The organism is Nonomuraea sp. NPDC049309 (assembly GCF_043196965.1).
Classification (GTDB): Bacteria; Actinomycetota; Actinomycetes; order Streptosporangiales; family Streptosporangiaceae; genus Nonomuraea; species Nonomuraea fastidiosa.
In genome coordinates this window covers 268,301-287,900 of the sequence record NZ_JBICSH010000001.1, presented here as the reverse complement: position 1 = coordinate 287,900, position 19,600 = coordinate 268,301, and the positions used below count along the sequence as shown (strand labels likewise).

The window sequence follows — 19,600 nt, the reverse complement described above, 5'->3', positions numbered from 1 at the left end:
TGTCCTTGTCAGTAGCTGAGTGCGGGGATGGAGGCTTCCTGTTCTGCCTGCTCTTCCGGCCCGATGCGGATGAATTTGATCAACAGCCGCACCTCGATCGCCGCGAGCACGGCGTAGACCAGGGTGAAGGCGCCGAGCGTGATGGCCACCGACGTGACGTCCGCGGTGGGCGAGACCGCGGCGGCGGTGCGCATGATGCCGAAGACCGTCCACGGCTGGCGGCCCATCTCCGTGAAGATCCACCCCAGGGTGTTGGCCAGGAAGGGCAGCCCGATCCCGGCGATGGCCAGCCGGTAGGGCCAGCGGCCCGACGGGAGCCTGCCGCGCCGGGTCAGCCAGAGCCCGGCGGCGGCGAGCAGCGCCGCCAGCGCGCCGAACCCGATCATCAGGCGGAACGACCAGTACGCCAGGCCGACGGCCGGCCGGTAGTCGCCGGGACCGTACAGGGCCTGGTAGCGGGCCTGGATGTCGTTGATCCCCTCGACCTTGCCGTCCAGGCTGTTGGTGGCCAGCAGGCTGAGGCAGTAGGGGATCTGCAGGTTGACGCGGTTGCGGCCGTTCTCGACGTCACCGATCGCGAACAGCGAGAACCCGGCCGACGTCTCGTCCTCCCACAGCGCCTCGGCGGCGGCCATCTTCATCGGCTGCTGCTCGGTCATGATCTGCGCCTGCCAGTGGCCGGAGAACGCCACGCCCACGGCCGAGACGAGCGCGACGACGAGCGCCATCCTGGCGGAGGTGCGAAAGAGCGGCTGGTCGCGTCTGCGCAGCAGGAACCAGGCGCTGACACCGAGCACGAAGGCCGCCGCGGTCAGGAACGCGCCGAAGATGACGTGCGGGAAGGTGACCAGGGTGGTGGGGTTGGTGAGCACCGCCCAGATGTCGGTCAGTTCGGCCCGCCCGTCGGCGATCCGGTAGCCGACGGGATGCTGCATCCAGGAGTTGGCGGCGAGGATGAAGTACGCCGAGATGTTCGTGCCGATGGCGGCCAGCCAGATCGTGGCCAGGTGCACCCGGCGCGGCAGCCGGTCCCAGCCGAAGATCCACAGGCCGAGGAAGGTGGACTCCAGGAAGAAGGCCAGCAACCCTTCCATGGCCAGCGGCGCTCCGAACACGTCACCGACGAACCTGGAGTAGGCGCTCCAGTTCATCCCGAACTGGAACTCCTGCACGATGCCGGTCACCACGCCCATCGCGAAGTTGATGAGGAAGAGCCGGCCCCAGAACCGGGTCAGCTTCAGATACTCCGGCTTCCCCGTCCGGTGCCAGGCGGTCTGCAGCCCGGCCACGATGATCGACAGCCCGATGGTGAGGGGCACGAACAGGAAGTGGTAGACGGTCGTGATGCCGAACTGCCAGCGGGAGAGATCCAGCACGTCCATGCCGGTCAGACTGCTGTACGACCCGGCCCGCTCCCCAGAGGCGTCAGGCCCCGCCCGCAGGGACCTTGGTCCCTGCCCCAGAGGCCTTTCGGCCGCCGTGCCCGCCCGCCCCGATCGGAACCCGCCCCGATCGGAAAGGTGAGGGACCAGGCATCCGCGAGGAGCGCGCCACGTTTCTCCGGCCGCAGGCGGGCTAAGTAACGGAACGTGTCGGATCCGTGACGGCAGGGGCGAAGGACATGGCGGGGATGGATGGACCGGTCAGCGACGCGCTGCTGAGGATGGGCCGCCACCTGCGGCCGGGCACCGTCTCCCCGGACCTTCGCGCCCTCTACCAGGTGGGCGGCAGGCAGGCGGACGACTTCTACCGGGACCGGTGGAGCCATGACAAGGTGGTCCGCTCCACGCACGGCGTGAACTGCACCGGCTCCTGCTCGTGGAAGGTGTACGTGAAGGACGGCATCATCACCTGGGAGGCGCAGCAGACCGACTATCCGAGCGTGGGCGGGGACCGGCCGGAGTACGAGCCGCGCGGCTGCCCGAGGGGCGCGGCGTTCTCCTGGTACACCTACTCCCCCACCCGCGTGCGGTACCCGTACGCACGGGGCGTCCTGGTCGAGCTGTACCGGGAGGCGAAGGCGCGGCTGGGCGACCCGATCGCGGCGTGGGCGGAGATCACCACCGACCCGGGCAAGCGCCGCCGATACCAGTCCGCGCGGGGCAAGGGCGGGCTCGTCCGGATCACGTGGGACGAGGCGTGCGAGATCATCGCGGCGGCGCACGTGCACACGATCAAGACGTACGGGCCGGACCGGATCGCGGGCTTCTCCCCCATCCCGGCGATGTCGATGGCCTCGCACGCGGCAGGCGCCCGGTTCATCTCGCTGATCGGCGGCGCGATGCTGTCGTTCTACGACTGGTACGCCGACCTGCCGGTGGCCTCGCCCCAGGTGTTCGGCGACCAGACGGACGTGCCGGAGTCGGCCGACTGGTGGGACGCGGCGTACCTGATGCTGTGGGGCTCCAACGTGCCGGTCACCCGCACCCCCGACGCCCACTACCTGGCCGAGGCGCGCTACCGCGGGCAGAAGGTCGTGGTGCTGGCGCCCGACTACAGCGACGCCGCGAAGTTCGCCGACGAGTGGCTGGCCCCGCGCCCCGGCACGGACGGCGCGCTGGCGATGGCGATGGGCCACGTGATCCTCACCGAGTTCTTCGCCCGCCGCAGCACGCCCGCGTTCACCGGCTATGTCAAGCGCTTCACGGACCTGCCGTTCCTGGTCAGGCTGCGCGAGCGCGGCGGAACGTACGTGCCGGACAAGTTCCTCACCGCGGCCGACCTGGACCGGCCGGAGGGGGCGTTCGCGACGGTGCTGCTGGACGCGCGCACCGGCGCGCCGGTCGTGCCGAACGGCTCGCTCGCCTTCCGCTACTCCGAGCAGGGCCAGGGCCGCTGGAACCTCGATCTGGACGGCGTGGACCCGCTGCTGACCGTCCACGGGGGCGAGGCGGTGCCGGTCGCGCTGCCCCGCTTCGACGACGGCGGCGGCGTGCTCGAGCGGGGCGTCCCGGTACGGCGGGTCGGCGGCCACCTCGTCACCACGGTCTACGACCTGCTGCTCGCCCACTACGGTGTGGCCCGCGACGGGCTGCCGGGCCGCTGGCCGTCGGGGTACGAGGACGCGGCGGAGCCGTACACGCCGGCCTGGCAGGAGCCGATCACCGGCGTGCCGGCGCGGGCGGCGACCAGGATCGCCAGGGAGTTCGCCGCGAGCGCCGAGCAGTCGGGCGGCCGCTCGATGATCATCATGGGGGCGGGGACCAACCACTGGTTCCACTCCGACACGATCTACCGGGCCATGCTGGCGCTGACCACGCTGACGGGCTGCCAGGGCGTCAACGGCGGCGGCTGGGCCCACTACGTCGGGCAGGAGAAGTGCCGGCCGATCACCGGGTGGGCGCAGCTCGCGTTCGGGCTGGACTGGCAGCGCCCGCCCCGGCAGATGATCGGCACCGCCTACTGGTACTTGCACACCTGCCAGTGGCGCTACGACACCTACAGCGCCGGCGCCGTCTCATCCCCGCTCGCCGACGGCGCGTTCGCCGGCAAGGCCACCGCCGACCTGCTGGCGCAGTCGGCCAGGCTCGGCTGGATGCCGTCGTATCCGACGTTCGACCGCAACCCGCTCGACCTCGCCGACGAGGCCGGCGACGACCCGGCGGCGTACGTGGCGCGGGAGGTCGCCGCCGGGCGGCTCCGCTTCGCCTGCGAGGACCCCGACGCGCCGGGCAACTGGCCGCGCGTGCTGACGGTGTGGCGGGCCAACCTGCTCGGCTCCTCGGCCAAGGGCAACGAGTACTTCCTGCGGCACCTGCTGGGCGCGGACTCCGCCCTACGCGCCCATGAAGCCCCGCCCGACCGGCGCCCGGACGATGTCACCTGGGTGGAGGAGGCGCCGCGCGGCAAGCTCGACCTGCTGCTGTCGCTGGACTTCCGCATGACGTCCACGACGCTGTTCTCCGACATCGTGCTGCCGGCCGCCACCTGGTACGAAAAGCACGACCTGTCCTCGACCGACATGCACCCGTTCGTGCACGCGTTCACCCCCGCCATCGACCCGCCCTGGCAGACCCGCACCGACGTCGCCGCCTTCCACGCCATCGCCCGCGCCTTCAGCGACCTGGCCCGCGTCCACCTGGGCACGCGGAAGGATCTGGTGGCGGTGCCGCTGCTGCACGACACCCCCGACGAGCTGGCCACCCCGCACGGCCGGGTCCACGACTGGCGCGCCACCGGCCGGCCGCCCACGCCGGGCCGCGACTTCCCGAAGCTCGTCGTGGCGGAGCGCGACTACGGGGCGGTCGCGGAGCAGATGGCCTCGCTCGGCCCGCTGCTGGAGCGGCTCGGTGCGACCACCAAGGGCCTGACGTACGACGTGTCCGGCGAGATCGACCGGCTCGCCCGCATGACCGGCACCGCGCCCAACGGCCGCCCGTCGCTGGCCCGCGACCGCGACCTGTGCGAGGCCATCCTGGCCCTGTCGGGCACCACCAACGGCCGCCTCGCCGCCCAGGGCTTCGCCACGCTGGCCCGGCGGACCGGCACCTCGTTCGACGGGCTGGCCGACGAGCACCGGCAGATCACGTTCGCCGACACCCAGGCCAGGCCCGTCCCGGTGATCACCTCGCCGGAGTGGTCGGGCAGCGAGAGCGGCGGGCGGCGCTACTCGCCGTTCACGATCAACATCGAGCACCGCAAGCCCTGGCACACCCTCACCGGCCGCCAGCACTTCTACCTCGACCACGACTGGATGCACGAGGCGGGCGAGGCGCTTCCCGTCTACCGGCCGCCGCTGAACATGACCGCGCTCTTCGGCGAGCCGCCGCTCGGCGATCACGATGAGCAGGGCGTCGTCGTCCGCTACCTCACCCCGCACTCCAAGTGGTCCATCCACTCCGAGTACCAGGACAACCTGCTCATGCTGACGCTGTCGCGGGGCGGGCCGACGATCTGGATGAGCCCGGCGGACGCCGCCAAGGCCGGCATCGGCGACAACGACTGGGTGGAGGCGGTCAACCGCAACGGCGTCGTGGTGGCCCGCGCGGTCGTCTCGCACCGCATGCCGGAGGGCACGGCGTACATGTACCACGCGCAGGAACGCGTGGTGGACGTGCCCAAGAGCGAGACGTCCGGGCTGCGCGGCGGCATCCACAACTCGCTCACCCGGCTCCTCGTCAAACCCACCCACTTGATCGGCGGGTACGCCCAGCTCAGCTTCGCCTTCAACTACCTGGGCCCGACCGGCAACCAGCGCGACGAGATCACCGTGATCCGCCGCCGCGGCCAGGAGGTCGACTACTGATGCGCGTGATGGCACAGCTCGCCATGGTGATGAACCTCGACAAGTGCATCGGCTGCCACACCTGCTCGGTCACCTGCAAGCAGGCGTGGACCAACCGGGCGGGCACCGAGTACGTCTGGTTCAACAACGTCGAGACCCGCCCTGGCCAGGGCTATCCCCGCCGCTACCAGGACCAGGAGCGGTGGAAGGGCGGCTGGGAGCTGAACCGGCGCGGCCGGCTCACGCTCAAGGCCGGCGGCCGGTTCAAAAAGCTGCTGACCATCTTCGCGAACCCGCTCATGCCGTCCATCCAGGACTACTACGAGCCCTGGACGTACGACTACGACCGGCTCTTCTCCGCTCCCCTCCAAGCCGACACCCCGGTGGCGCGGCCCCGCTCGCTCATCACCGGCAAGCCCATGAAGATCGGCTGGAGCGCGAACTGGGACGACGACCTGGCCGGCGACCCCTCGCCCGACCCCGTGCTGCGCAAGGTGTCGGAGAAGGTGAGGCTGGAGTTCGAGCGGGCGTTCATGTTCTACCTGCCGCGCATCTGCGAGCACTGCCTCAACCCGTCCTGCGTCGCCTCCTGCCCGTCGGGGGCGCTGTACAAGCGGACCGAGGACGGCATCGTGCTGGTCGATCAGGACCGCTGCCGGGGGTGGCGGATGTGCGTGACCGGATGCCCGTACAAGAAGGTGTACTTCAACCACCGCACCGGCAAGGCGGAGAAGTGCACGTTCTGCTTCCCGCGCGTCGAGGTCGGCATCCCCACGGTCTGCTCGGAGACGTGCGTCGGGCGGCTGCGCTACATCGGCCTGGTGCTGTACGACGCCGACCGCGTCGCCGAGGCCGCCTCCGTGCCCGACGAGCGCGACCTGTACGAGGCGCAGAAGGGCGTGCTGCTCGACCCGCGCGACCCCGCCGTGATCGCCGCCGCCCGCGGCTCCGGCATCCCCGACGACTGGCTGGACGCCGCCCGCGAGTCGCCGATCCACCGGCTGATCTTCGAGTACGGGGTGGCGCTGCCGCTGCATCCCGAGTACCGGACGATGCCGATGGTCTGGTACATCCCGCCGCTGTCCCCGGTCGTGGACGTGCTCGCGGCCACCGGGCACGACGGCGAGGACACCGGGAACCTGTTCGGCGCCATCGACGCGCTGCGCATCCCGGTCGGCTACCTGGCCGAGCTGTTCACCGCCGGCGACCCCGCCCCGGTGCGCGCGGTGCTGCGCAGGCTGGCCGCGATGCGCTCGTACATGCGCCGCATCAACCTCGGCCAGGAGCCTGACGAGTCGATCGCGCAGGCGGCCGGCCTGACCGGCGCGCAGATCGAGGGCATGCACCGGCTGCTCGCGCTGGCCCCGTACGCCGAGCGGTACGTCATCCCGAAGGCGCACGCCGAGCAGGCCGCCGGGCTGGAGGAGCTGGGATGCAGCCTCGACTACGAGGGCGGGCCCGGCATGAACGGCCCCTTCGGCGAGGCGTCGGGGCGGCCCGCCCCCGTCGCGGTGGAGAGCTTCCACGCCCTGCGCGAGCGGCAGGCGAGCGACGACCTGGACGACGCCGACGAGCTGCGCGGCCGGGTGAACCTGCTCAACTGGGACGGCAAGGGCACCCCGGACGGCCTGTTCCCGAAAAGGAGGAGGAGGACGTGAGCGCGCGGACCGTCCACATGGTGGCCTCGGTGCTGCTCGGCTATCCCGACGAACGGCTCCGCGACGGGCTCGGCGTGCTGCGCGAGGCCGTCTTGGAGCTGCCGCACGGAGAGGCCCGCGACCGGCTGTCGGCCTTCCTCGCGTACGCGGCGCGCACGGATCCCGCCGCGCAGGCCGCGCATTACGTGGCGACGTTCGACCTCAAGCGGCGCTGCTGCCCGTACCTCACCTACTACACCTACGGCGACACCCGCAGGCGCGGCGCGGCGCTGCTGCGCTTCCGGCACGCGGTCAAGGCGGCGGGGTTCGAGCTCGCCGGCGGCGAGCTGCCCGACCACCTGGCCGTGGTGTGCGAGCTGTGGGCGCGCGGCGCCGAACGCGAGGCCCGGCGGCTGCTGCTGGAGCACCGGGCGGGCGTCGAGGTGCTGCACGTGGCGCTGCGCGAGGAGGACTCGCCGTACGCGGACGTGGTGGCCGCGGTGCTGGCCACGCTGCCCCCGGCGGGCGCGCGCGAGCGGGAGGCCGCGCTGCGGCTCGCTGCCGAAGGCCCGCCCGCCGAGGCGGTCGGACTGGAACCCTACGCGATCATGGAGGCGGGCCGATGAGCGTCCTGCTCTGGGTGGTGCTGCCGTACGTGGCGCTCACCGTGTTCGTGCTCGGCCACATCTGGCGCTACCGCTACGACAAGTTCGGCTGGACGACGCGCTCGTCCCAGCTGTACGAGTCGCGGCTGCTGCGCATCGGCAGCCCGCTGTTCCACTTCGGCATCCTCATCGTGGCTCTCGGCCACGTCGGCGGGCTGGTGATCCCCAAGAGCTGGACCGAGGCGGCCGGCATCGGCGAAGGGCTGTACCACCTGCTGGCCGTCGTGCTGGGCACGATCGCGGGCGTGGCCACCGTGGGCGGCCTGGCCATCCTCATCTACCGCCGCCGCACGGTCGGCCCCGTCTTCACCGCCACCACCCGCAACGACAAGCTCATGTACGCGGTGCTCGCGCTCACCATCGCCCTCGGCCTGGCCGCCACCGTGCTCGCCAACCTCGTGGGCGGCGGCTACGACTACCGCACCACCGTCTCGCCCTGGTTCCGGTCGATCTTCCTGTTCCAGCCGCGGCCCGAGCTGATGGCGGGCACGCCCCTGCTGTTCCGGCTGCACGCGCTCAGCGCGCTCGTGCTGTTCGCGATCTGGCCGTTCACGCGGCTCGTGCACATGCTCACCGCGCCCCTCGGCTACCTCACCCGGCCGTACATCGTGTACCGCAGCAGGGACGAGCGCCCGCGGCCGGTCCGGCGCGGCTGGGAACCGACCCGCTGACGATCACCCGGCCTGGGCGTGCCGCATCGCCAGGGCGCGCACCGCGGTCAGCGTCAGCACCACCGCCAGCCCGGCGGTGAGCGCCAGCAGCGCCAGGCCCAGCCCGTACGAGCCGAGCCGCCCGTAGATGAACCCCATGACCAGCGGCGGCACGAACCCGCCCAGCCCGCCGGCCGCCCCCACCAGCCCGGTGACCGACCCGACCTTGTCGGCCGGGGCGACCTGCGCCACCAGCGCGAACGTGGCACCGCTGCCCGCCCCGAGCGCCGCCGCCATGGACAGGAACGCGATCGTGCCCACCGGCAGCAGCGGCGGTGTCAGCGCCTGGACCGCCGCCATGACCGCGACCACCGCGAACACCCCGGCCAGCACCCGTATCGGGCCGAACCGGTCCGACAGCCAGCCGCCCGCCGGCCGCGCCAGCACCGCCAGCACCACGAACCCGGCCATCCGGTACGCGGCGTCCGCCTGCTCCAGGTCGTACTCGGTCTCCAGGTAGGTCGGCAGGTAGACGGAGAAGGCGACGTACCCGCCGAACGCGACCGCGTACAGCAGGCACGCCTGCCAGGTGATCGGCAGCCGCGCCGTGGCCGCCAGCCGTTTGACCAGCGGCTGCCCCGTGGCGCTGCGCCCCGGCGCGTCGCGCAGCAGCAGCCACGCCACGACCGCGTACCCAGCGAGCACCGCCGCCGTGATGACGAACGGCGCCGCCGCGCCGCCCCACTCGACCAGCCCCACCGTGGTCAGCGCGGCGATGGCCGTACCGCCCATGCCCGCGCCGAAGATCCCGACCGCGAACCCGCGCCGCCGCGGCGGAAACCACGCGTTGACGAACGGCACCCCGATCGCGAACGTCGTGCCCGCGATCCCCAGGAAGAACCCGCCGATCAGCAACGCCCCGTACGACGCCTGCCCGGCGAGCCCGATGAACAGCACCGGCACGATGGTCACCGCCGACACCAGCGCGAACATCACCCGCCCGCCGTGGCGATCGGTCAGCGCGCCCACGGGGATCCGCCCCAGCGATCCGACGATCACCGGCACCGCGACCAGCAACGCCTGCTGCGGCGCCGACAGCCCCAGCAGCTCCTTGTACCTTGGGCCGAGCGGGCTGAGCAGCGCCCAGGCCCAGAAGTTGACCGCGAACCCCACCGTGGCCAGGCCCAGCATCAGCCTCGCCCGCCCACCCGCCTCGTCCGTCATCGATCCCCGCCTCGATCCGTTACTCAGCGTCATCGTATGACTTCACTCCGCGCACCGCCCGCACGGGAGGCCGAACGTCATGAGCCACCCCATGGCCCCGCACAAGGCCGCCGTCCGCCAAGCTAAAGCGTCGGTAAAGCTTGGGTCAGCGAGGCGCAGATCCCCGACGCGTCTCCCCAGAATATGGCCGCATGAAAGTGCACCTTAAACGGCGTCAACGATGGATCACGGCCCTCATCATCGCCCTCGCCACCGTCATGACGGCAGTGACATGCGAGAAAATCTTCGGCGATGGCAAATTGGCCCCTTTGTGGTTCTTTCCGGCCATCGGCTTCGCGCTTCTGGCGGTCGTTTTCGGCTACTTCATGACACCGTTCGGCGCCACCGGTGAGGCCACCGCCTCCACCGTGCGCGCCGGAACCGTCTCCGTGTCGGCAGGAACCGCGGTGCTGCTGGTCCTCGGCCTCATCTCCGTCGCCCTGAACGCGCTTGACGAACCTGCCGACGCCACGGGAAGCACCTCGACCGGCCGGACTCCGAACATCGCCCCCAGCGATGCCCCCAAGGGAAACACGGCCGGGCATGGGGGCATGGCCGGGGACGGCAACACCGTCGGTAATGACAACATCATCGGCAATGGCAATGTGGTCGAGGAAAACCACTTCTACCAGAACAACGACAGCAATTCCCACCCGACCTGCACAGAAGGGTCAATATGCCTCTGGCCCGGCAGGACCTACACGGGAAAGATGTGGAAGTGGACTCCCGGAAAGGATAAAGACGGCCCTCTTCCCGACCATCTCCGAAATCACATCGGATCGTTCGTTTCCGCGGCGAACGGTTGTTTCGTGAGCAGCGCCACGCAGATGACCCGCACGGTGAAACCGACCCACTTCAGCGGCAGGTACATCGAAACCTACGGTGCGGATATCGACACCATCCGAGCACACTGCTGATCCCATCGCACATCGCCACCGACGACGCGGAACGGCCCCTGGCACCCCCAGGGGCCGTTCCCTCGTGCGCCGCACGCCCGGTGCCGCTACTTCCGATCGGAGCCCTGGACGGCGGCGGCGGGCGGGCGGCCGCCGGCTCTCTCGATCACCTCGTCCAGCACGTCCACCGACCGGAGCAGGTCCTGGACCTGGCGCATGATGCGCTCCCGCTCGACGGTCAGGTCGGCGACCAGCTGCGCGTCGGCGGTCTCCGAAGGGCCGCCGTCGGCGTCCCCCATGCACGGCAGCAGTTGCGCGATCTTCGAGCTGCACAGCCCCGCGCTGTACAGCTCCTGGATCCGGATGACACGATCAACAGCGCTTTCGGGGTATTCGCGGTGGCCGCCGGGCGTGCGGTCGGCGGTCAGCAGTCCCTGGGCCTCGTAGTAGCGCAGGGAACGCTCGCTCACTCCGGTACGCCGGGCCAGCTCACCGATTCGCATGATCTATCTCACACCATCCGGGGTTGAATCTGACATCAGTGTCACATTCTACGGTTTCGCCATGAACGAGACTGCACACACCTCACACCTGTTCACCCCGTACCGGCTCGGCTCCCTGACCTTGGAGAACCGCCTCGTCATGGCGCCGATGACCCGCACCCGCGCCGCCGACGACGGTACCGCGACGCCGCTCATGGCCACCTACTACGCCCAGCGTTCCACGGCCGGGCTGATCGTCGCGGAGGCGTCCAGCCCGAACGCGGCCGGCAAGACGTACCCGGACACCGCCGGCATCCACAGCGACGCCCACGTGGCCGGATGGCGGCAGGTCGTCGAGGCGGTGAAGAGCACCGGCGGGGCGCGGATGTTCCTGCAGATCCAGCACGGCGGCCGCGTCGGGCACCCCGACAACAGCGGGCTGACGCCAATCGCCCCCTCCCCCATCCCGCTCCCCGGCCCCATCCACACGCCCACCGGCCCCAAGCGGGCGGTCCTGCCACGCGAGATGACGCTCGAGGACATCCGTACGACCATCGGCGACTTCGCCGCCGCCGCCCGCCGGGCGATCGACGCGGGCTTCGACGGGGTCGAGGTGCACGCCGCCAACGGCTACCTGCTCCACCAGTTCCTCGCGCCGAACACCAACCGCCGCACCGACGACTACGGCGGCTCGGTGGCGGGGCGCATGCGGTTCGTGGTGGCGGTCGTGGAGGCCGTCGCCCAGGTCATCGGCCCCGACCGGGTGGGGCTGCGCATCTCCCCCGGCAACACCGTCAACGGGATCGACGACGCCGACGCCGGCGTTCTGTACCCGCAGCTCGTCGGGACCCTGGCCGGCCACGGGCTCGCGTACCTGCACATCGTGTTCGCCGATCCCGGGCAGCCGCTCTTCGAGCGCATCCGCACGATCTGGCCCGGCACGCTCATCGCCAACCCGAAGCTGCCGCAGGACCAGATCCCCGCCGACGGCGGCAGGAGCGCAGCGGAGAAGCTGCTGGCGGCGGGAGCCGACCTGATCGCGCTGGGCCGTCCGTTCCTCGCCAACCCCGACCTGGTCGAACGGCTGCGCACCGGCTCCCCGGTCAACCCGGTCCGCGACGGCCTGATGTACCGGGGCGGCCCGGAGGGCTACGTCGACTACCCCGCCCTGCCGGCGCTCACCCCCGCGGGGGCATGATCGGCGTCCGGGAGCGAGGCGGTCACGCCCAGGAGCGGCCGGACGGCGCCGCGTCCCCGCCCCGCTCCGGCAGGTGTCCGCCGGCCGGCGCGGCCCCGGTTTCAGGCGCTGCAGGACGCATGCTTGTAGCGGGCGGCGATCGCGACGGATACGTTGCGTTCAGGCACGCTGCCCTGCGCACCGGGCAGGTGCCTCCGGTTCGTCAGAGGGGAGCCCGGCATGGGCAAGAGCTGGACGGCGGCCGACATCCCCGATCAGAGCGGGCGGGTGGCCGTGGTGACCGGGGCCAACACCGGCCTGGGGTTCGAGACGGCGCGGGCGCTGGCCGCGCGCGGGGCGTCCGTGGTCCTCGCCGTACGCGACGTGCGCAAGGGCGAGCAGGCGGCGGCCCGCATGCCGGGGCAGGTGAGCGTGCAGGAGCTGGACCTGGCCTCGCTCGGCTCCGTACGCGCCGCCGCCGCGTCGCTGCGCTCCCGCTTCGGCCGCATCGACCTGCTGATCAACAACGCCGGCGTGATGTACACCAGGAAGCAGGCCACGCGGGACGGTTTCGAGCTGCAGTTCGGCACCAACCACCTCGGCCATTTCGCGCTCACCGGGCTGCTGCTGGATCTGCTGCTGCCGGTGCCCGGCTCGCGCGTGGTGACGGTCAGCAGCGGCGGCCACCGCCTGCGCGCCGCGATCCGCTTCGACGACCTGCACTGGCGGCGGCGGCGCTACAGCCGGGTCGGCGCGTACGGCCGCTCCAAGCTGGCGAACCTCATGTTCACCTACGAGCTGCAGCGCCGGCTCGCCCCGCACGGCACCACCATCGCGGTGGCCGCGCATCCCGGCGTGGCCGCCACCGAGCTGCCCCGCAACGCGCCCGCGCCCGTCCGGCTGCCGATCACCTGGCTCGCCCCGCTGCTCGCCCCGTCGCCCGCCAAGGGCGCGCTGCCGACGCTGCGCGCCGCCACCGACCCCTCGGTGCTCGGCGGCCAGTACTACGGCCCCGGCGGGCCCTTGGAGATCATCGGGCCTCCCCGGCCGGTCACGTCCAGCGCCGAGTCCTACGACATGGCCGTCCAGCAGCGGTTGTGGGCGGTCTCCGAAGAGCTGACCGGGGTGACGTTCCCCGCGCCCGGGCGCGCCGGCAACCCCGGGTGAACGCGCCCGGGTGCGGGCAGGACGCCCCGCCCGCACCCGGCCAGGACGCCGGACATCAGTGCTCGATGGCGATGCGCCGGCCCGCGGCCTTCTTCTCCTCGGCCAGCCCCACGCTGACCTCCAGGACGCCGTCCTTGTACGTCGCCTTGACGTCGTCGGTCTTGGCCCCGGCGGGCAGCGTCACCGACCGCGACAGCGACCCGTAGGCGAACTCGGACCGGTGCGGCTCGGTGGTCTTGCGGGTCTTCTCGGCCCGGATGTGCAGCATGCCCTCGTCCACCGTGACCTCGAGGTCCTTGTCGGGGTCGATCCCGGGCAGCTCGGCACGCAGCACGTACCGGTCGTCGTCGATGTAGTCCTCGATGCGGACGATCTGGCCGAACGGGCGGAACCCGAACATCGGGCTGTCCATCCATTCCAGCAGGTCCGGGAACGGCCACCTGATGTCCTTGCGCTCGGGCAGGTTCATCACTACCTCCTTTCTCGGTGGTACGCCTCCAGGTCACCACCTGGGAGCACCGCGCCCACAGAGGAGAAGGCCCCTGGCCGCCGGGACCATCGTCACTCTCGCGGCCGGACTATCGCGAAGAAAATCCGCACGGATGAGCATTCAGAGTTCGGCCGCTCTCCAGCAGGCTGGACGCATGACGCACGACGAGAACCTTGCGAAGGACCCGTCCGCCTACGCCGCCGGCTTCCCGGTGCCCGACCCCGAGCCCGTCTTCTCCTACCACCCGGTGCTCATCGACGTGCCGCAGCGCCCGATGCCGCTGGCCGTCCGCGTGACCGCCCCGGTGAACGGCACCGGCCTGCCGGTCATCGTGCTCTCGCACGGGCACGGCCCCTCGACCTTCGTGCCCTCCTCCTACGGGTACGGCCCGCTGGTGAACTTCTGGGCCGCGCACGGCTTCGCCGTCATCCAGCCCACCCACCTGGACGCCACGTTCCTCGGCCTGCGCGAGGCCGACGACCCGGACGCGCCGCTCTACCTCACATGGCGCGCCGACGACCTCAGCCGTGTCGTGGACCACCTCGGCGAGATCGAACGCGCCGTCCCCGGCCTCGCGGGACGCCTGGACACCGGCCGCATCGCCGCCGTCGGCCACTCCGCCGGCGGTCATACGGTCGGCCTGATCTCGGGCCAGACCTTCATCCGCGACGGCGCGGCGTTCGGCGCCGTGGACGACCGCTTCGGCGCCCGCGTCATGATCGCCGCCCCCGGCCGGGGCGAGGACATGAACGGCCCGGCGGCCGAGCCGTACGCCGAGCTCACCACCACGAGCTTCACCGGCATGACGCCGAAGGCGCTCGTCGTCACCGGCGAGAAGGACTGGAACCCGTACTTCTCCGACCGGCACGACTGGCGCCGCGACCCCTACACCGCCGCGCCGGGGCCGAAGGTGCTGCTGGAGTTCTTCGAGGCCGAGCACGGTCTCGGCGGCATCTCCATGTTCGACGGCGCCGAGACCACCGACGAGAACCCCGACCGGGTCGCCGCCGTACGCGCGCTCATCTGGGCGTACCTGCGCAGCGAGCTCTACCCCGGCGACCCCGCCTGGACGAACGCCACCGCCGCGCTCGCAGGAAGCCCCGCGCCCGTCGCCCGCGTCGAGTCGAAGTAGCCTCTCACGGCCGCCACCGCTGCAGGACGGTCAGGTACGTGCTGCCGACGATCTGGCCCGCCCGCAGCCGGTCTAGCCTTACCGCATGACCGTGGAAGATCGGCTCGCCACCATCGATCACCTGCTGGCCCGCCCCTTCCCGAGCCAGGAAGAGCGCCTGGCGCCGCCCGGCAGGACGTGGGAGGGGTATCGCTCCAGCGGCCCCCGCAGCCACGTGACCTGCCTGGCGGCCAGCCAGGACTTCTGGGACGACCGCAGCGAGGAGGCCGTCGAGGCCGCCGAGAACGAGATCGCCGCCGCCTTCGAGGCGCTGGCGGCCGCGCTGACCTCACGCTGGGGCCGTCCCGAAGTGGTCGATCTGTGGCCGTACGTGGAGGACGAGATCGCCGCACCGCCCGAGCCGGTGAACGAGCTGAGCACCTACAGCAGCACGATGTCCGTGTGGCGTCCGGGCACCGGCCGCTGGGTCGCGCTCACGGTCGGCCAGGCCGACCCGGAGTTCCCGATCGTGCTGCTCGCCGCCGTCGGCGAAACGTCTTCTCTCGATCGCGGCGCCGCCCTCCCGTGAACCGGCAGCGGCTCACGGGAACGCGCTTCGCGCCGCATGCATGAACCGACCGCACAAACCACTTGCCGGCCACGAGCCGACGTTGCAGAATCGCCACCGTGATCTCCCACTGACGCGACCACCGCCGTCCGGACATCGCCGACCACATGGGAGATCCCTGCCTTGCACCACGCCATCCGCGACTACACCGCTGAAGACGAGACGGCCTGGCTGCGCTGCCGTGTCCTGTCCTTCCTGACGACCGCCTATTTCGACGACGTCGTCACGAGGAAACCCACGATCCCGGCCCCGGGCTTCGGCCTCGTCGCCGAGAGCGGCGGCACGCTCGCCGGCATCATCGACGTCGCCATCGACGGTGACCTGGCCACCATCGAGACCGTCGCGGTCCACCCCGACCATCAGCGCCGGGGCATCGGCCGCGCACTCCTCCGCGAAGCCCGTGCCCGAGCCCGCGAGCGCGGCGCGCGCACGCTCGACGCCTGGACGAGGGACGATCCCGGCACGCTGCGCTGGTATCGAGCCAACGGCTTCACCGAGAGCGAGCACTACCTCCACGTCTACGCGAACCACTCCGCCGATCCCCGCGAACCGGACCGGGCCATCGGCGCGCGACGGCCGGGGCTGCGGCCCATGGCGGTGTTCTCGCACGCCAGGTTGGAGGACGAGCAGGCGCTTCGCGCGCAATTCGCCCGCGTCCACGTCTGCCGGCGCTTCGTGTCCACGTTCTGACGCGCTCTCCGCGCCTCATGCCGGTCACGGCCGCGGGCCGGCGGCGCACGTCCGTGAACACTTGGGGCCCCTGCGACAAGACACCAGTGACATCTCGAAGGGAGTCCAGTGTTGAAGACAGATCATCTATGGTGACCGACACGTCACCGGCGGTGGTGGACTCCGAGATCATCGCAGGTTCCCTCGATGATCCGGAGAGGTTCGCCGCCCTGTTCGACCGGTACGCCGGGACGCTGTACAGGTACATCTCCTTCCGCCTCGGCCCCGAACTCGCCGAGGACCTCGTCGGGGAGACGTTCCTGATCGCGTTCCGCAGGCGCGACACGTACGACGTCACCTATCGCGACGCCCGGCCCTGGCTGCTGGGCATCGCGACGAAACTCATCTCCGGCCACCGCAGGACCGAGGTCAGCCGCTACCGCGCACTGGAACGGCAGAGCCCGGCCCGGCCCGTCGAGGGACCGGAGGAGACGATCACCCGCTACCTCACCGCCCAAGGCTCGCGGGCGGCCCTGCTGGACGCGCTCGCGCAGCTGCCGCGCGGCGACCGCGACGTCCTGCTGATGGTCGCCTGGAGCGACATGACCTACGAGGAGGCCGCCCGCGGCTCGGCATCCCGGTCGGCACCGTCAAGTCGCGCCTCAACCGGGCCCGGCGCAAGGTCCGCCACGCCCTGGGCGGAGTCAACCCGCTGGAGGAGCACGATCATGGATGAACTCAAGACCCTCATCAGGGAACTGGAGCACGAGCCGCCGCCCGCCGCCCTGGCCCGGCAGCGGCTCCGGCTCACCGAGGAGGCGGCCGCGCCGCGCAGGCGCGGGCCGCTGCCGCTGGGCCGGCCGCTGGTGACCGGACGGCGGCTCGCGCTGGGCGCGGCGCTGGCGGCCGCCGTCGCGGCGGGCGTGACCGTGCCCGCCCTGATCGGCCCCGGCGACCCGGCGTACGCGCTGACGAAGAACGACGACGGGTCGATCAACCTCAAGATCTACGAGTTCCGCGACCCCGAGCAGCTCGAACAGGAGCTGCTGGAGTGGGGTGTGCGGGCCGACATCACGTATCTGCCGCTCGGCAAGCGCTGCGGGAACCTCCGGGCGCCCGTCCTGGAGGGCGACGACGTCCGCGCCACCGAGGAGGAACTGCTGAGCGGCGATCCCGCCACGAAGGCCACGGCCCGGGAGCGGCTGCAACGGTCGCCCTCGTACCAGGCGATCCGCCCGAAGGACGGCATCACCATCTATCCCCGCCACATCCGGCCGGGCCAGATCGCGATGATCGAGGTCATGGAGAACCCGGCGCCGCCGTCGGCGGGGCGTCCGGGGGTCCTCTGGCAGTTCACGGGGCGGCTGACGACCGGCCCGATCGCGCCGTGCCAGGTGGTGGACGACCCGTCGGCGCACGACGCCGGCGACGCCACGCCGCCGCCCGGCGGCCGACCCGCGGCTAGGTGAGGAGCGTGTAGTCCTCCAGCGCCGGGGGCCAGAGGGCGTCCTCGCCTGCCATGGCCTCCGGCTCGTACGTGTGCAGCTCGATCGCGAGGTCGTCGGCGCACCAGGAGGCGGCCTCGCGATGGGCGTCGCGGCCGTCGCACCACAGCCTGCGCGCCCGGTGGACGACGTACAGGAAGTACGCGTACGACTCGACGCCGGGGTGGGCGACGCGGGCGGTCTCCAGCTCTTCGCCCGCCTCGTACACCAGACCGGTGCGGCCGTCCAGGAACAGGTACCAGGTGTTCATGCCGTCGAGCAGGAACAGCGCGCCGAGGTCGTCCGGCAGGCCCGCGCAGGCGCGCAACTCGTCCCGGCTGCCGGGCCAGAGCTCGCTCATCGGCTCGGCGAAGCGGTCGAACGGCTCCTCCCACAGGCCGCCCGCGGGCAGGCCGACCTCGGTGAGGAAGCGGCGGGTGGGCTCGTGCGCGATCGCGGGATGGATCTCGTGGTCGCGCGGCCGGGCGACCCCCTCCGGGCCGTACAGGTCGTCCAGCAGCTCGCGGGTGACCCGGGCCGGAGGGCGGCACAGCGGGAGCGGAGTGACGGGGCCGCCGGCCAGGCGCTCGTGATAGGCGAGGTGCCGGCTGACGTACATCGGCGGGGACAGCTCCGCCGACTCCGGCCAGCCGCGCATGACGGCGGTCAGCTCCCCGTGCGCGGACGCGGGCGGGGCGACCAGCTCGGCCAGGGCGGGCAGATCGACGGCGTACGCGGGCAGGCCCGGCTCGACGACGGGCAGCCGGGACGCCGCCTCCGCCACGCCACGGGCGGCGGCCTCCGGGTCGTCGCGGTGCCTGCCGCAGTGCAGCAACCGCCACAGGTACGGGCCGACCGGCACGAGGGCGAGCGCCAGCGTGCCGACAGCGGCGCGGGCCTCCGGCGACAGGCCGTCCAGCCAGGCGCGCGCCACCCGTACGTCGAGCGGAAGGCCGGACCCGGGGTCCTCGGCCTGTGCGTCCGCCGCCAGGCCGGGCCCCGGGCCGCCGCCCTCGGCGCGTGCGGCGAGGACGGCGACGCCCGGCGACGGATACACCTGGTCGGCGGTGAACGGGGACCGCTCCGCGCGCTGGGCGTCGTACCAGGCGGTGAAGGCGGCGCGGTCGGTGGCGCGCGGGTCGTCCAGGTCCAGCACGTACGCCGGCGGCCCGAGCCCTTCCTCGGCGTCCGCGCGGCCGAGCTCCACGAGCAGGCGGACGTGCGGATTGGCCGCCAGGGGCAGGACGAGCTCCGCGTACGCGCGTTCGGGGTCGTTGCTCCTGTGGGCGTCGGCCACGGTGACGAGCACGGGCCGGTCGATGGACCCCAGACCGGCGCTGCCGAGCTTGAGCTGCCCGGCCAGCTCGCGCACGGCGTCGCTCGCGTCCATCCCGCGCAGGAGGATCGCCGCCTCGTCCGGGCCCGCCGGATAGCCCGCCCAGTCCCCGATGCCGGAGTGGCTGAACCAGGCCAGCAGCCGCGTCTTGCCGGCGCCCGGAGAGCCGGTGACCACGCAGATGCGCGGCCCGTACGGGTCCTCACGCCAGTCCGCCCAGTCCTCCCGCGTCTGCCGCACGCAGGGCTCGTTCTTGTGCCGGAGCAGGAGCATGGGGTCGCCGTCGTGATCGTCGTACAGCGCGTTCAGATGCTCGAAGAACCTCTCCTGGACCATGCGCAGCCTGCCGGCGTGCTCGCGCAGCCGCTCCGCCTCCGGACGCCCGCCCACCGCGGCCAGCACCCCGTCGAGGTGGCCAAGCCGCAGGTCCGGCCAGGGCAGGCCGACGGCCCGGTACGCGGCGGAGAGATGAGAGGGGAGGTCACGCGGCTCTTCCATGGTGGCGACGATCTTACGGGCGGCCGGCGTGGCCCCACGTCATTGGGCGATCTGCGTGCGGTCGATAGGGTCCAGCACCTCCTCCCGCGCCTCGCGCGACACGGCCAGGCTCTCCTCTGCCGCCGCGGTCACGGCCGCCGGGCAGGGTGGCGTTGCGCGTTCGAGGAGCCGCGCCATGACGTCGGCGCGCACCTGTCCGGGGTCGGCAACCCCTACCTGCCGC

At 71.9% G+C, this 19,600-nt stretch carries 17 protein-coding genes; 11 read left to right on the top strand and 6 right to left on the bottom strand.

Annotated elements, in window-relative coordinates; genetic code table 11:
• Nucleotides 1–8 precede the first annotated feature (8 nt).
• Entirely contained in the window at nucleotides 9–1,382 is a 1,374-nt protein-coding gene (locus ACGFIM_RS01320; protein WP_393192726.1) for a cytochrome ubiquinol oxidase subunit I, read from the bottom strand.
• Between the two features lie 239 nt (nucleotides 1,383–1,621).
• On the opposite strand from ACGFIM_RS01320, the gene ACGFIM_RS01315 reads away from it, so the two are divergent.
• From ACGFIM_RS01315 to narI, 4 genes are read left to right on the top strand one after another with little or no spacing between them, the layout of a single operon-like run.
• Nucleotides 1,622–5,245 (top strand): nitrate reductase subunit alpha, encoded by a 3,624-nt coding sequence (locus ACGFIM_RS01315; RefSeq protein ID WP_393192723.1) that lies wholly within the window; start codon nucleotides 1,622–1,624, stop codon nucleotides 5,243–5,245.
• On the top strand, nucleotides 5,245–6,882 hold the full coding sequence (gene narH, locus ACGFIM_RS01310) for a nitrate reductase subunit beta (protein WP_393192720.1): 1,638 nt from the start codon (nucleotides 5,245–5,247) through the stop codon (nucleotides 6,880–6,882). The genes ACGFIM_RS01315 and narH overlap by 1 nt, the downstream gene beginning before the upstream one ends.
• Complete coding sequence (gene narJ, locus ACGFIM_RS01305; protein ID WP_393192717.1) at nucleotides 6,879–7,487, top strand: nitrate reductase molybdenum cofactor assembly chaperone; 609 nt, start codon at nucleotides 6,879–6,881, stop codon at nucleotides 7,485–7,487. The genes narH and narJ overlap by 4 nt, the downstream gene beginning before the upstream one ends.
• A complete protein-coding gene (narI, locus tag ACGFIM_RS01300; protein WP_393192714.1) occupies nucleotides 7,484–8,197 on the top strand; it encodes a respiratory nitrate reductase subunit gamma in 714 nt (237 codons plus the stop codon). Before narJ ends, narI begins: the two co-directional genes overlap by 4 nt.
• Before the next feature lie 3 nt (nucleotides 8,198–8,200).
• On the opposite strand, the gene ACGFIM_RS01295 is transcribed toward narI, so the two are convergent.
• Nucleotides 8,201–9,400: an MFS transporter gene (locus tag ACGFIM_RS01295; RefSeq protein WP_393192711.1), complete on the bottom strand. Its 1,200-nt coding sequence runs from the start codon at nucleotides 9,398–9,400 to the stop codon at nucleotides 8,201–8,203.
• Between the two features lie 191 nt (nucleotides 9,401–9,591).
• Here ACGFIM_RS01295 and ACGFIM_RS01290 point away from each other — a divergent pair, with 191 nt between their 5' ends.
• Entirely contained in the window at nucleotides 9,592–10,356 is a 765-nt protein-coding gene (locus ACGFIM_RS01290; RefSeq protein ID WP_393192708.1) for a peptidase inhibitor family I36 protein, read from the top strand.
• 86 nt (nucleotides 10,357–10,442) lie between these two features.
• On the opposite strand, the gene ACGFIM_RS01285 is transcribed toward ACGFIM_RS01290, so the two are convergent.
• A complete protein-coding gene (locus tag ACGFIM_RS01285) occupies nucleotides 10,443–10,838 on the bottom strand; it encodes a MerR family transcriptional regulator (protein ID WP_393192701.1) in 396 nt (131 codons plus the stop codon).
• A 61-nt stretch (nucleotides 10,839–10,899) separates the two neighbouring features.
• Between ACGFIM_RS01285 and ACGFIM_RS01280 the strand changes: the two genes are divergently transcribed.
• Nucleotides 10,900–12,015, top strand: a complete 1,116-nt coding sequence (locus ACGFIM_RS01280) for an alkene reductase (RefSeq protein ID WP_393192698.1) — start codon at nucleotides 10,900–10,902, stop codon at nucleotides 12,013–12,015.
• A gap of 219 nt (nucleotides 12,016–12,234) precedes the next feature.
• Nucleotides 12,235–13,161 carry an SDR family NAD(P)-dependent oxidoreductase gene (locus tag ACGFIM_RS01275; RefSeq protein ID WP_393192695.1) on the top strand — a complete coding sequence of 309 codons (927 nt, stop codon included), beginning with the start codon at nucleotides 12,235–12,237 and terminating at the stop codon, nucleotides 13,159–13,161.
• Between the two features lie 55 nt (nucleotides 13,162–13,216).
• Here ACGFIM_RS01275 and ACGFIM_RS01270 read toward each other — a convergent pair whose 3' ends face one another.
• A complete protein-coding gene (locus tag ACGFIM_RS01270; RefSeq protein WP_393192692.1) occupies nucleotides 13,217–13,630 on the bottom strand; it encodes an Hsp20/alpha crystallin family protein in 414 nt (137 codons plus the stop codon).
• Nucleotides 13,631–13,805: 175 nt separating this feature from the next.
• On the opposite strand from ACGFIM_RS01270, the gene ACGFIM_RS01265 reads away from it, so the two are divergent.
• The 4 genes from ACGFIM_RS01265 to ACGFIM_RS01250 all read left to right on the top strand — a co-directional run bounded on the left by ACGFIM_RS01265 (nucleotide 13,806) and on the right by ACGFIM_RS01250 (nucleotide 17,528).
• A complete protein-coding gene (locus ACGFIM_RS01265; RefSeq protein ID WP_393192689.1) occupies nucleotides 13,806–14,783 on the top strand; it encodes an alpha/beta hydrolase family protein in 978 nt (325 codons plus the stop codon).
• An 85-nt stretch (nucleotides 14,784–14,868) separates the two neighbouring features.
• Nucleotides 14,869–15,351 (top strand): hypothetical protein, encoded by a 483-nt coding sequence (locus ACGFIM_RS01260; RefSeq protein ID WP_393192686.1) that lies wholly within the window; start codon nucleotides 14,869–14,871, stop codon nucleotides 15,349–15,351.
• Nucleotides 15,352–15,513: 162 nt separating this feature from the next.
• A complete protein-coding gene (locus ACGFIM_RS01255; protein ID WP_393192683.1) occupies nucleotides 15,514–16,080 on the top strand; it encodes a GNAT family N-acetyltransferase in 567 nt (188 codons plus the stop codon).
• Nucleotides 16,081–16,208: 128 nt separating this feature from the next.
• Nucleotides 16,209–17,528 (top strand): RNA polymerase sigma factor, encoded by a 1,320-nt coding sequence (locus tag ACGFIM_RS01250; RefSeq protein WP_393192680.1) that lies wholly within the window; start codon nucleotides 16,209–16,211, stop codon nucleotides 17,526–17,528.
• Here the strand turns inward: ACGFIM_RS01250 and ACGFIM_RS01245 are convergent.
• Complete coding sequence (locus ACGFIM_RS01245; RefSeq protein WP_393192677.1) at nucleotides 17,521–19,377, bottom strand: SUKH-4 family immunity protein; 1,857 nt, start codon at nucleotides 19,375–19,377, stop codon at nucleotides 17,521–17,523. The genes ACGFIM_RS01250 and ACGFIM_RS01245 overlap by 8 nt on opposite strands.
• 39 nt (nucleotides 19,378–19,416) lie before the next feature.
• A complete protein-coding gene (locus ACGFIM_RS01240) occupies nucleotides 19,417–19,569 on the bottom strand; it encodes a hypothetical protein (protein WP_393192674.1) in 153 nt (50 codons plus the stop codon).
• Nucleotides 19,570–19,600 lie beyond the last annotated feature (31 nt).